Origin of the sequence: Citrobacter sp. Cf072, from assembly GCF_030334485.1 — a bacterium.
GTDB classification, from domain to species: domain Bacteria; phylum Pseudomonadota; class Gammaproteobacteria; order Enterobacterales; family Enterobacteriaceae; genus Citrobacter; species Citrobacter freundii.
On record NZ_JAOWDX010000045.1, the window covers coordinates 540917 to 553727 of the forward strand.

Annotated in this window: 15 protein-coding genes; 4 read left to right on the plus strand and 11 right to left on the minus strand. The window is 53.0% G+C overall.

Annotation, left to right across the window (positions count from 1 at the left end):
• Positions 1-3: 3 nt before the first annotated feature.
• Genes yggU through OGX66_RS14960 form a run of 3 tightly spaced genes read right to left on the minus strand, consistent with a single transcriptional unit; the run spans position 4 to position 1580 of the window.
• Positions 4-294: a DUF167 family protein YggU gene (gene yggU / locus OGX66_RS14950; RefSeq protein WP_003027101.1), complete on the minus strand. Its 291-nt coding sequence runs from the start codon at positions 292-294 to the stop codon at positions 4-6.
• Entirely contained in the window at positions 291-857 is a 567-nt protein-coding gene (locus OGX66_RS14955; RefSeq protein WP_003825417.1) for a YggT family protein, read from the minus strand. Before OGX66_RS14955 ends, yggU begins: the two co-directional genes overlap by 4 nt.
• An 18-nt stretch (positions 858-875) precedes the next feature.
• Positions 876-1580 carry a YggS family pyridoxal phosphate-dependent enzyme gene (locus tag OGX66_RS14960; protein ID WP_003838215.1) on the minus strand — a complete coding sequence of 235 codons (705 nt, stop codon included), beginning with the start codon at positions 1578-1580 and terminating at the stop codon, positions 876-878.
• Between the two features lie 17 nt (positions 1581-1597).
• On the opposite strand from OGX66_RS14960, the gene OGX66_RS14965 reads away from it, so the two are divergent.
• Positions 1598-2578 (plus strand): type IV pilus twitching motility protein PilT, encoded by a 981-nt coding sequence (locus OGX66_RS14965; RefSeq protein WP_088903072.1) that lies wholly within the window; start codon positions 1598-1600, stop codon positions 2576-2578.
• Here the strand turns inward: OGX66_RS14965 and ruvX are convergent.
• From ruvX to metK, 8 genes are all read right to left on the minus strand, one after another.
• Positions 2575-2991 carry a Holliday junction resolvase RuvX gene (gene ruvX / locus OGX66_RS14970; protein ID WP_006686843.1) on the minus strand — a complete coding sequence of 139 codons (417 nt, stop codon included), beginning with the start codon at positions 2989-2991 and terminating at the stop codon, positions 2575-2577. The two genes, OGX66_RS14965 and ruvX, sit on opposite strands and share 4 nt — an antisense overlap.
• Positions 2991-3554: a YqgE/AlgH family protein gene (locus OGX66_RS14975; RefSeq protein WP_003027086.1), complete on the minus strand. Its 564-nt coding sequence runs from the start codon at positions 3552-3554 to the stop codon at positions 2991-2993. The genes ruvX and OGX66_RS14975 overlap by 1 nt, the downstream gene beginning before the upstream one ends.
• Positions 3555-3729: 175 nt before the next feature.
• Positions 3730-4677, minus strand: coding sequence for a glutathione synthase (gene gshB / locus OGX66_RS14980; RefSeq protein ID WP_003027083.1), 948 nt, complete (start codon positions 4675-4677; stop codon positions 3730-3732).
• A 19-nt stretch (positions 4678-4696) separates the two neighbouring features.
• Positions 4697-5428 (minus strand): 16S rRNA (uracil(1498)-N(3))-methyltransferase, encoded by a 732-nt coding sequence (rsmE, locus tag OGX66_RS14985; protein ID WP_286511762.1) that lies wholly within the window; start codon positions 5426-5428, stop codon positions 4697-4699.
• 74 nt (positions 5429-5502) lie between these two features.
• Positions 5503-6210 (minus strand): deoxyribonuclease I, encoded by a 708-nt coding sequence (gene endA, locus OGX66_RS14990; protein WP_016150969.1) that lies wholly within the window; start codon positions 6208-6210, stop codon positions 5503-5505.
• Between the two features lie 94 nt (positions 6211-6304).
• Positions 6305-6802 (minus strand): SprT family zinc-dependent metalloprotease, encoded by a 498-nt coding sequence (locus OGX66_RS14995; RefSeq protein ID WP_003838223.1) that lies wholly within the window; start codon positions 6800-6802, stop codon positions 6305-6307.
• Positions 6803-6879: 77 nt separating this feature from the next.
• Entirely contained in the window at positions 6880-8274 is a 1395-nt protein-coding gene (galP, locus tag OGX66_RS15000; RefSeq protein ID WP_003027074.1) for a galactose/proton symporter, read from the minus strand.
• A gap of 399 nt (positions 8275-8673) precedes the next feature.
• Positions 8674-9828 carry a methionine adenosyltransferase gene (gene metK, locus OGX66_RS15005; protein WP_003027071.1) on the minus strand — a complete coding sequence of 385 codons (1155 nt, stop codon included), beginning with the start codon at positions 9826-9828 and terminating at the stop codon, positions 8674-8676.
• 418 nt (positions 9829-10246) lie between these two features.
• On the opposite strand from metK, the gene yqgG reads away from it, so the two are divergent.
• The 3 genes from yqgG to speA all read left to right on the plus strand — a co-directional run bounded on the left by yqgG (position 10247) and on the right by speA (position 12592).
• On the plus strand, positions 10247-10384 hold the full coding sequence (gene yqgG, locus OGX66_RS15010; protein ID WP_269147429.1) for a small protein YqgG: 138 nt from the start codon (positions 10247-10249) through the stop codon (positions 10382-10384).
• A gap of 91 nt (positions 10385-10475) precedes the next feature.
• Entirely contained in the window at positions 10476-10607 is a 132-nt protein-coding gene (gene yqgB / locus OGX66_RS15015; protein WP_003027062.1) for an acid stress response protein YqgB, read from the plus strand.
• 8 nt (positions 10608-10615) lie between these two features.
• Positions 10616-12592, plus strand: a complete 1977-nt coding sequence (gene speA / locus OGX66_RS15020; RefSeq protein ID WP_003027059.1) for a biosynthetic arginine decarboxylase — start codon at positions 10616-10618, stop codon at positions 12590-12592.
• The last annotated feature ends 219 nt before the right edge of the window (positions 12593-12811 follow it).

Here is a 12811-nt window from a genome sequence, read left to right on the forward strand (position 1 = left end):
TACCTAATCAGTTAGCGCCGCAATTTCGGGCGGGATCTGTTGCGGATGAATAATTTTAACCTGTTTGTGACGACCAAGCTCGCCCTTCTCAATAACGACCTGGCTTTTCGCTACGCGGAACTGTTTGCCGAGAAACTTCACCAGATGGCTGTTGGCTTGTCCATCGACCGGCGGGGCGGTAATGGCGACTTTAACTTCGTCGCCATGTAAACCCACAATACTGTCACGGCTGGCTTTCGGCTGAATATAGAGCCGTAAAACCAGACCGTCGTCGCAGGGTGTAACGGCACTCATAGCGCCATCCACAGCCCCGGCAGCAGCATGTTGCCTGTCGCCTGTAACACTTCCGCGATACCCATGTTAATGACATAGAGCAGCAGAACCAGAATCATTGGGGAGAAATCGATCCCGCCCATGCCTGGAAGTATGCGACGGATAGGACGCAACAGCGGATCCGCCAGTTGAATCAGCACGTACTCCACCGGGCTGCGACCCTGGCTGACCCAGCTCATAATCGCCATTACCAGCAGCACCCAGAAAATCAGCAGCCCAATGGTCTTCAGGACAATCAGCACGGCGGCGATCCAGATGATCGGCTGGAACGTGACCACCTTAAATAGCACGATGGCTTTGATAAAGCTGAGAACGAGCGCGACTAATGCTGATGCGCTGTCAATGGGCCCCATCGGAGGAATAATACGGCGTAACGGCCCAATAATGGGCTGAGTGATTTTCACAATAAACTGCGAGAACGGGTTGTAGAAATCGCAGCGAGACCATTGCATCCACACGCGCAGCAGCAGCGCCATGGTATACAGCTCAATTACCGTTGAGAGCAGGAAGGTCAACGTATTCATGGTGTTCCTTAATTTTCCTTATTTTTTAGTGTAATCACGAGCACCAAAAATGGCAGTGCCGATGCGCACCATCGTGCTACCCGCCGCGATAGCGGCATCCATATCATCAGACATCCCCAGCGAGAGCGTATCGATATTTGGATAGCGTGTTTTCAACCCGGCAAATGCTACAGCCATTTGCTGTGCAACTTCAAACTGCCTTACATAATCTGACTCAGGAGCGGGAATAGCCATCAAACCACGCAGGGTAATGCGCGGCAGCGCAGCGACTTCAGCGGCCAGGGCATCAAGCTCTGCCAGCGGAATCCCTGACTTACTGTTCTCATCGCTGATATTAATCTGGATCAGCACATTCAGCGGCGGCAGGTCTGCCGGGCGCTGTTCGCTCAGACGGGCAGCGATACGTAGACGGTCGATCGTATGGCACCAGTCAAAGTGCTCGGCGACCAGACGACTTTTGTTGGACTGCAGCGGGCCGATAAAGTGCCACTGCAGATCGTTGACGCCTTTTTCCTGAAAGTAGCGGATTTTATCCACCCCTTCCTGGACATAGTTTTCACCGAAGGCACGCTGCCCTGCGGTAATGGCTTCTTCGATGGCGCTCGCAGGTTTGGTTTTGCTGACTGCAAGCAACATAACTTCTTCTGAAGACCGCCCGCAACGCGTCGCGGCGGCTGAGATTTTGTCCCGGACATGTGCCAGGTTATGCGCGATATCGTTCATTTTCCGAGGATGTTCATATGAATATGGAAGAAATAGTGGCCCTTAGTGTAAAGCATAACGTGTCGGATCTACACCTGTGCAATGCATGGCCCGCGCGTTGGCGCAGACATGGAAAAGTCGAAAGCGCACCGTTTATCACGCCTGACGTAGAGAATCTGCTGATGTGCTGGCTCAGTGAGCAACAACAGGTACAGTTGCAGGAGCAAGGGCAGGTTGATTTTGCCGTTACCCTGACGGACTCCCGGCGGCTGCGCGCCAGCGCATTTGTCCATCTGCAGGGAACCTCGCTGGCGCTAAGACTGCTACCGCTGGATTGTCCTCATTTAGACGATCTTCAGCCTCCCGCGGTCATACCTGAACTGCTTCACAGTGAAAATGGGTTGATTCTGGTGACAGGCGCTACCGGCAGCGGTAAATCTACGACCCTGGCGGCGATGGTGGAGTATCTTAATCAGCATATTGAGGGGCACATTCTGACGCTGGAAGATCCTATTGAATATCGCTACACCAGCCGACGTTGTCTGATTCAACAGCGGGAGGTGGGCGCACATTGCGCCTCTTTCTCCGCCGGTTTGCGCGGTGCGCTACGCGAAGATCCCGACGTTATTTTGCTTGGCGAGTTGCGCGACGTGGAAACCATTCGGCTGGCATTAACGGCGGCGGAGACCGGACATCTGGTGCTGGCAACGTTACATACGCGAGGTGCGGCGCAGGCCATCGCGCGGCTGGTGGATTCCTTTGCAGCAACAGAGAAAGATCCTGTGCGTAACCAACTGGCAGACAGCCTGCGGGCGGTTCTTTCGCAAAAACTTGAGGAGGATAAGCAGGGGGGACGCGTGGCGCTATTCGAACTACTCGTCAACACGCCCGCCGTGGGCAATTTGATCCGCGAAGGGAAAACGCATCAGCTACCCGGCGTGATTCAAACCGGGCAGCAGACAGGTATGCAGACATTTGCACAAAGTTTGCAGCAGCGACAGGCGCAGGGGCGGCTTTAATAGCCCTGCTCGAAATAGCTTTCCAGGATAATAACGGCAGAAGCGGAGTCCACTTTGCCTTTATTCAACGCCCGGTAACCGCCTTGCTCAAACAGGCCTGAGCGGGCTTCGACGGTGCTCAAACGTTCATCGTGCAGCGTTACGGTTACGCCAAAGCGACCATGAATGCGATTAGCGAATTTACGTGCGCGTGCGGTAAGGGGCTGCTCGGTGCCATCCATGTTGAGCGGCAGGCCGACAATGATTTCATCCGGTTGCCACTCTTTCAGCAGGCGTTCAATCAAATTCCAGTCTGGCGTACCGTCCTGTGCTTTGATGGCGGGCAATGGCCTGGCCGTACCGGTAATGCGCTGACCCACGGCGACGCCGATACTTTTCGTACCAAAATCAAAAGAGAGTAATGTTCCGCTCATCATGCGTGTCCCGCCACGCCGGGCATGGTCTGAATATCTATCCCGATAAGCTTCGCCGCATCGCGCCAGCGGTCGGCAATCGGTGTTTTGAATAAGATGTTGAGATCGGCAGGGGCCGTAAGCCAGGCGTTATCAAGTAACTCTTGTTCCAGTTGGCCCTTTTCCCATGATGAATAACCCAGCGCAACCAGCACTTCGGACGGTTGTTCCTGCGTACCCAGGGTTTCTAATACATCGCGGGAGGTTGTGATGATGGTGTTATCAGAAATGCGAATACTGGACGCAAAGCGCGACGGTGGGGTATGAAGTATAAATCCACGGTCTTCTGCCAGCGGGCCGCCGAGCATCACGGGCTTATCCAGACGAATGGCCGGATCGCGTTCTTCTGGAGTAATCTTCAGCTTTTCCAGAATCCCTTCAATTTGTAAGTTTTCCAGAGGCTTATTGACGATAATCCCCATTGCTCCGTTCTCATTATGTTCGCAGATATACACCACGGAACGGCGGAAAATTGGATCCTGGAGAGCAGGCATGGCAATTAGAAAGTGATGCTGTAAATTCATTGTCAGAGGTTCTGTTTCCTGGTTCAAAAAAGCAACAGCGCCCAGTATGTGGGCAAAGTGCGAAGATGTCACCCTCTGAAAATAGCTTGCCGGATGTCGGCTTTGCCTAATCCGGCCTACGGGGTGCAATTGTAGGCCGGATTAGACGCGAAATCGTCGCCATCCGGCAACGTATTTACTTCTGCAGACGGGCCTCAATGGCATCCATCAGCATACCGGTAATCGAAACCGGGAACTCCGCTTCAATTTCACGAATACAGGTTGGGCTGGTGACGTTAATTTCCGTCAGACGATCGCCAATGATATCCAGACCGACAAAAATCAAACCTTTCGCTTTCAGCGTTGGCCCAATGCGACGGGCAATTTCCCAGTCACTGTCGGTTAATGGACGCGGCTCGCCACGACCACCTGCGGCCAGGTTGCCACGGGTTTCGCCGCCCTGCGGAATACGCGCCAGGCAGTAAGGAACGGGTTCGCCATCGACCACCAGCACGCGTTTATCGCCGTCTTTAATGGCTGGCAGATAGTTCTGCGCCATGCAGTAGCGGGTACCGTGCTCGGTCAGCGTTTCCGCAATAACGCCGAGGTTCGGATCGCCTTCCTTCACGCGGAAAATAGAGGCCCCGCCCATGCCGTCCAGCGGTTTGAGAATGATGTCGCTGTGTTTTTGCCAGAAGGCTTTCAGCTGCGCTTTATTACGCGTGACCAGAGTTTCCGGCGTCAGATCGGCAAACCATGCGGTGAACAACTTTTCGTTGCAGTCGCGCAGGCTCTGCGGTTTGTTGACGATCAGCGTTCCTTTCTCTTCTGCACGTTCCAGAATATAGGTCGCGTAGATGAACTCGGTATCAAACGGCGGATCCTTACGCATCAGAATAACGTCCAGGTCTGCCAGCGGGAGATCCTGCTCGCTCTTAAATTCATACCATTTGTCGTAGTTCTGCTCTACGCTCAGGGTACGCGTATGGGCGCGGGCTTCACCGTTGATCAGATAAAGATCGGCCATCTCCATATAATGAATTTCGTAACCGCGGCGTTGCGCTTCCAGCAGCATTGCGAAGCTGGAATCTTTCTTGATGTTGATGCTTGCGATGGGATCCATCACGATGCCGAGCTTGATCATGTTCTTCTCCGTTTATGCCTTAGCCCAGATCGCCAAAACGCACCTGAAGCGCGGTAATGGCGGTGAGCGCAGTTGTCTCAGTACGCAGAACGCGAGGTCCTAACAGAATATCAGTAAACTGATACCGTGCGGTCATGGCAATTTCATCTGCCGACAACCCACCTTCCGGGCCAATCAGCAAGCGGATACGCTCCACCGGGAGCGGCAGCGTGTTAATGCTGGCGCTGGCGCGAGGATGCAGATTGAGCTTCAGTCCTTCGTCCTGTTCTGCGCACCATGCTTCCAGATCCATTGCCGGGCGAATTTCAGGCACCCGATTACGACCGCACTGTTCGCAGGCGGCAATAGCTATTTTCTGCCACTGCTGGAGCTTCTTGTTCAGGCGTTCATTGTCCAGTTTAACGCCGCAACGCTCAGAAAAAAGTGGCGTAATGAGGCTTACACCCAGTTCAATCGATTTCTGGATAGTAAATTCCATTTTTTCACCGCGCGACATTACCTGGCCCAGGTGGATATGCAACGGTGATTCCCGAACGTCGAGTTCAGCGTTAAGCACCTTCACTTCCACACTTTTCTTACTGGCGTGGGTAATTTCGGCGTCGAATACCTGATTGCTGCCATCAAACAGCTGTAGCGGCTGGCCTGGCCCCATACGTAGTACACGGCCGATATGGTTGGCAGCATCTTCACACAGTGAAATTTGGCTACCGGAAGCGAGTGGCTCTGGGTGATAAATGCGAGGAATGCGCATAGTTAAACATCCGCGTCATGGCCCTGGGCTGCAACAGGCCAGGGCATGGTTAAAAATATTGCCGCTAGTGTAGGTTAGCTCTTTTGCGCCTGGCAAGCGCGTTGCACATAGGGGTTATGATTCCCCTGTACCTTCGCGATGCGTTCGTCGCGCTCACACTCCCAGTCGGTGACCGGATACTGCTTATTCCAGGCATTAAAAAGCTGGGTTTGCTGGCGAGAGAGCGTCAGGTTGTATTGGTCGCGCATATAAAAATAGGTACGCGCGATGGCGCCACGGGCGCGGGCAGGCGGCTCGGCAACTTTCTCTTTGAAATCAACCTTCATCGCGCACTGTCCATACTGGCCTTCGCCACCGTTCCACTGGCTGTACATGAAGTTAGCGCGATCGCCATTCACTTCACCTACCGCAGGCTGCAGGTTATGCATATCGCTTTCCATTTTGCGATAGACCGGATCTTTAGCGCAGTTTTTACGCCCTCCGTCCTGCCAGCACTGGCGCTGATGACCAAACTGCCAGGCGGGGACAACGTGCTCCCATTCAATTCGACTGGCGCGGTTTTCGTTTTTTCGCACTTTATAGCCGCAGGATTCGAGGTCCACGACCCCTTTTTTGCCTTGCCAGTTAATTTTACAACCGCAGTAGAAATCGCCTGGCGCATCGGCGTTAACTTTGACGCCCGCCGCTTTTGCCTGAGAAAAACTGTTGATGCCTTCGGCTAAAGCCGGGCCTGAAAATGCTGCGGCTAACAGGGCCGCAGCAAAAGAAAAATTACGGTACATCACGAACTCCGTGTCAAAACGAGCCCGCAACGTAGCGAAAGTCATTCCTGTATGCAATCAGTTAGATCAGAAAAGTTCCTGATAATTCTGAAGATTATTCTGCAATCAGTGGTTCGCCGCAGTGAACGCAGCGGTAGGTGGCTTCGCCGCGTATCACGCGGTTATGGCGGCGTACGGTCAATTGGTGTTCCTGACACTTGCAGCGGTAAGTAAAGGTCTTACGCTGCACGGATTGCAGCTCGAACTGATGCGTGCGTCGGGCTGGTACGCCAAGTACGCTCTCCATCATCCATTTCCACTCTTTGCCGTGCGGCGGCACGCGGCCAAAGTATTTCCACACCAGTAAATGCGCCAGTTCATGGGGCACCACTTCGTTAACGAACGCGTCAACGTTCTCCATCAGCAGGACGGGATTAAGGCGAATTTCATAGGTTTGTAGCCACGCGGTACCCGCGGCGGTTCCGCGCTGTTGGTAAACCAGCTTTGGCTCCGGGTAATTGCGTTCGAGCTTGAGGTTGGCCTGAGCGAGCTTTTCCCGCAGGCTGCGCATAACGGCTTGCTGGATGGCGATAGGGAGACGGGAGGTTTTCATAGCGCCAGAGGATAGTGCGACAGGGAAGGGACTGCAAGAGGAAGGCTTCCTCCCGCGGGGGAGGAAGCTTTTCGTGATTAGTCGTGTGCGCCAATTTCGCGCAGTTTACGACCTTTCATCAGGTTACGTTCAATGTGTTCCAGAGAGACATTTTTAGTTTCAGGTATCAGCCACAGGGTCAGGAAGATGAACAGGACGTTCAAACCACCGTAGACCCAGAAAGTATTGGCGCTGCCCAGCGAGTTCAGCATCGTCAGGAAGGTTGCACCGACGATCATATTGGCAATCCAGTTGGTTGCGGTAGAGCAGGTGATACCGAAATCGCGGCCTTTCAGCGGTTGGATTTCAGAGCACAGAACCCAAATCAGCGGACCGGCGCTCATGGCAAAGCCAACGATAAACATCAGCAGCATCAGTACAGCGAAGTATTGCGCGGCCGCCGAGTGAATACCCACGTGCATCATCGTACCCAGCACGCCCATACCGACGGCCATGACGATAAAGCCGAGGATCAGCGTAGGCTTGCGGCCCCAACGGTCAACCAGGCCAATGGCGATAAAGGTTGCCAGCACGTTGGTCAGACCGACGATAACAGTCCCCCACATCTGCTCGGTGGTGTTGGTGTAGCCCGCCAGCTCAAAGATTTTCGGTGCGTAATACATAATGACGTTCATCCCGGTGAACTGCTGCATCACCTGTAACAGGACGCCAAGGAATACCGCGCGGCGGAAGTTGCTGTTTTCTTTAAACAGCGCCCAGCCGCTCTGCTTCACCTGCAGACTTTCACGAATTTCATCCAGCTCGCGTTTGGCTTCTGCGCTGGTATCACGCAAACGCAACAGAACACGTTCAGCATCGACGAAACGACGTTTAGCAGCAAACCAGCGTGGGCTGTCCGGCAGGAAGATAACGCCAACCAGCAGCAGCAGGGCAGGGATGATGATCACGCCCAGCATCCAGCGCCATGCGCCGCTGTAGCTAAACGCCGTATCGGAAAGATACGCACCCAAAATACCGATGGTGATCATCAACTGATACATAGAGATCATGCTGCCACGAATTTTTTCCGGGGCAATTTCAGACAGGTAAAGCGGCGCGGTATAAGACGCAACGCCTACCGCAAGGCCGAGCAGCACGCGGGAAACCAACAGCACTTCAACGTTTGGTGCAGCGGCGGAGAACAGTGAACCGGCAACAAACAGGATTGCGCCGATCATCAAACTCTTTTTACGCCCCAGTTTGAAGGAGAGCCAACCGCTGCCGACGGCACCCACGGCAGCACCAAACATCATCGAACTCACCACCCATTCCTGAGTGTGGGGGGTAATTTGGAACTCGTCGGTGATGAACGGTAAAGCTCCGGCAATAACACCGATATCCAGGCCAAAAAGTAATCCAGCCAGGGCTGCAAGAAAGCAGACAAAAAATGTCATGGCTTTGTTGGAACGCCCCGTTTTTTTATTGTCAGGCATGATGCCCTCCGGTTGGGTAGCTAGTTTTGTTGATGTTAAGGGTAGGTGAGTACGGGGTAAAAAAATGCGAATCACATCACATTAGTGTAATCGGTTACACTGGCATTCATGTAAGTTATTGGTTATTTGATTGAAAAATAACGTTATTTATTTCACATGAATAACATTGATTGTCTGAGTTTAAGATAATGCTGAAATATAATGTAACAGTGATGCAATCACAGTAACGAAGAGATGTTGATTCATGTTGGATCGAAATTCTACGATATGTAATCGCTTTCATTTGTTGTTTGCAACAAGGGAGATTAGCGTAGCTTTGGCTATGGGGTATGGAAGAGAAAAGGACATAAAAAAGACCAGCGCGAGGCTGGTCTTCATAAGCGTTGAACCGTGAGGGAATTACTTCAGACCGGCAGCTTCACGCAGCAGAGCGGCTTTGTCGGTTTTTTCCCATGGGAAATGTTCGCGCCCAAAGTGACCGTAAGCAGCGGTTTCTTTGTAAATCGGGTGCAGCAGATCCAGCATCTGAATCAGGCCATACGGGCGCAGGTCGAAGAACTCGCGCACCAGCAGGGTCAGTTGCTCAGAAGGCACTTTTTCAGTACCAAACGTTTCCACCATGATAGAGGTCGGTTCAGCCACGCCGATTGCATAGGAAACCTGAATCTCACAACGGTCAGCCAGACCAGCGGCAACAATGTTTTTCGCGACGTAACGGGCTGCATAGGCTGCGGAACGGTCAACTTTAGACGGATCCTTACCAGAGAATGCACCGCCGCCGTGACGCGCCATGCCGCCGTAGGTATCAACGATGATTTTACGACCTGTCAGTCCACAGTCGCCCATTGGACCGCCGATTACGAAACGACCGGTTGGGTTGATGAAGAACTTGGTCGAAGCAGTCAGCCATTCAGTCGGCAGTACCGGCTTGATGATCTCTTCCATAACGGCTTCTTGCAGCGATTTCTGATCGATGTCTTCAGAGTGCTGAGTCGACAGAACAACCGCATCAATACCGACGATTTTGCCGTCGTCATACTGGAAGGTAACCTGGCTTTTTGCATCCGGACGCAGCCAGGATAAAGTGCCGTTTTTACGCACTTCAGCCTGACGCTGCACCAGACGGTGAGCATAGGTAATTGGAGCTGGCATCAGCACGTCGGTTTCGTTGGTTGCATAACCAAACATCAGACCCTGGTCGCCAGCACCCTGTTCCAGCGGATCGGCGCGGTCAACACCCTGGTTGATGTCCGGAGACTGTTTACCAATCGCGCTCAGTACCGCACAAGAGTTGGCGTCAAAGCCCATGTCGGAATGCACATAGCCAATTTCGCGAACCGTATTACGGGTGATCTCTTCGATATCAACCCATGCGCTGGTGGTGATCTCACCGCCAACTAAAACCATACCGGTTTTGACGTAGGTTTCGCAGGCAACGCGTGCTTTCGGATCCTGCTCGAGGATTGCGTCCAGTACGGCGTCAGAGATTTGGTCAGCGATTTTGTCAGGATGCCCTTCTGATACGGACTCGGACGTAAAAAGGTGTTTTGCCATATTTAATTTCACCTAAGGAGAATTTGGTTAGCTCAAACTGTCGAGTGGAATAGCCATGTGTAGAAGATTCTACCATGAGTCTGCAGATGACGGACACTGGCAGTCTGAGTGTTAATCGGTATAGATGGATTAACATCTGGACGGCTATTTTAGGACAGTTCTTCGCCTGATTTCCAGCTTTTTTTGATTGAGGTCGCATTGTACTGAAAATGTAACTGGAAATTTTTCCTGACGGTGCTGGCAATGCGCGCATTTATCTTTTGCTTTTTGACTTCCTTATGGGTATAAAACGCGGCGCGCGGCTCATACAAAAGCACACGACGTTTTCATCGTGTTGCCACTTCCAGCCGGGTTAAGACTTTAGCTTTGGCTTGTGGGTTCGTTCCGTAAGGAGCAACCGTGGAGGTGATACGAGATAATGAACCGTTGTATTCTGCTGAATCTGTCGCACCGTTCTGGTGTACATATGTTCCCCGCAATCTGCATCTTGCATACCTGCCGATGTTATACCCATCTCGGCGCTTCTCAGGACTCCAGGGCCGGTAACGGTCACTAAGAACTGAACAAGGGCGCTCTTGGTAAACAAGAGTTTTCTCGTGGTTTCGCCGAACCGTCAGCATTAAGTTCGGTTACGTGTTTACATTGATATGAAAAAGAAACCGGTCGCACAGTCGGAGCGTCAGCACTATCTGCTGCAAATTCTGCCTGTATTTGGGTTGTTATCGCGTCTTCGGATTGCGATAGTAGTCAACTGTTTTACACTTGTTAATAAAATTTGAGGTTCGCTATGTCTGACGACATTTCTTTGGGTTCGCCTTCGTCAGCAGGCGAACACGGTGTACTACGCTCCATGCAGGAGGTTGCAATGAGTTCCCAGGAAGCCAGCAAGATGCTGCGTACTTACAATATTGCCTGGTGGGGTAATAACTACTACGACGTCAATGAACTGGGCCACATCAGCGTGTGCCCGGATCCGGACGTACCCGAAGCGCGCGTTGACCTTGCTGAGTTGGTGAAAGCCCGTGAAGCGCAGGGCCAGCGCCTGCCTGCATTGTTCTGCTTCCCGCAGATCCTGCAACATCGTTTGCGTTCGATTAACGCCGCGTTTAAACGCGCCCGTGAATCCTACGGCTACAACGGTGACTATTTCCTCGTTTACCCGATCAAGGTCAACCAGCATCGTCGCGTGATTGAATCGCTGATCCACTCCGGCGAACCGCTGGGGCTGGAAGCCGGTTCCAAAGCAGAACTGATGGCCGTTTTGGCCCATGCAGGAATGACCCGTAGCGTGATCGTGTGTAACGGCTATAAAGACCGTGAATACATTCGTCTGGCATTGATTGGCGAGAAGATGGGCCATAAGGTCTATCTGGTCATCGAGAAGATGTCTGAAATCGCTATCGTGCTGGATGAAGCTGAACGTCTGAATGTGGTTCCGCGTCTGGGCGTGCGTGCGCGTCTGGCGTCGCAGGGATCCGGCAAGTGGCAGTCCTCCGGCGGCGAGAAATCAAAATTCGGCCTGGCGGCAAACCAGGTGCTGCAACTGGTAGAAATTCTGCGCGAGCGTGGTCGTCTGGACAGCATCCAGTTGCTGCACTTCCATCTCGGCTCCCAAATGGCGAACATTCGTGATATCGCCACCGGCGTACGTGAATCGGCGCGTTTCTACGTTGAGCTGCACAAGCTTGGCGTCAATATCCAGTGCTTCGACGTGGGCGGTGGTCTGGGCGTGGATTACGAAGGTACCCGTTCGCAGTCTGACTGTTCCGTAAACTACGGTTTGAACGAATACGCCAACAACATCATCTGGGCTATTGGCGACGCCTGTGAAGAACACGGTCTGCCGCATCCGACGGTAATCACCGAGTCTGGCCGCGCGGTAACCGCGCACCATACCGTGCTGGTATCTAACATTATCGGCGTTGAGCGTAGCGAACACACCGAAGCCACACCTCCGGCTGACGATGCGCCACGTGCCCTGCAAAGCATGTGGGAAACCTGGCAAGAGATGCATGAACCGGGAACCCGTCGTTCGCTGCGTGAATGGCTGCACGACAGCCAGATGGATCTGCACGATATTCACGTTGGGTACTCTTCAGGCACCTTTAGCCTGCAGGAGCGTGCGTGGGCAGAGCAGCTATATCTGAACATGTGCCATGAAGTGCAGAAACAACTCGACCCGAGCAACCGTGCGCACCGTCCGATTATCGACGAGCTGCAGGAGCGTATGGCGGATAAGATTTACGTCAACTTCTCGCTGTTCCAGTCGATGCCGGATGCGTGGGGGATCGATCAGCTGTTCCCGGTAATGCCGCTGGAAGGGTTGAATCAGGTGCCTGAACGCCGCGCGGTGCTGTTGGATATCACCTGTGACTCTGATGGCGCTATCGACCACTACGTTGACGGTGATGGCATTGCGACCACCATGCCGATGCCGGAATACGACCCTGAGAACCCGCCGATGCTGGGCTTCTTTATGGTGGGTGCGTACCAGGAGATCCTCGGCAACATGCACAACTTGTTTGGTGATACCGAAGCGGTTGACGTGTTCGTCTTCCCTGACGGCAGCGTAGAAGTTGAGCTGTCCGACGAAGGGGATACCGTGGCGGATATGCTGCAATACGTGCAGCTGGATCCGAACACCCTGCTGACGCAGTTCCGTGACCAGGTGAAAAACACCGATCTGGACGCTGAGCTGCAACAGCAGTTCCTCGAAGAGTTTGAAGCCGGTCTGTACGGTTATACTTATCTGGAAGATGAGTAACGATAAATGCTTGGTGGCGCTGCGCTTACCGTTCCTACGAAAGTAGGCCGGATAAGGCGAAGCCGCCATCCGGCAGTCGGAATCCGCGGGGGCAGCATTTGTGGCACTCACTTGAATCCGTACAAAATAACGGCGATAATTTGCCGTAAATATGCAGTTACCAAATCAATCCCTTCCTCGTCGGGCTTAACGACGCGGAGGGGATTTTTTTTCATCGAT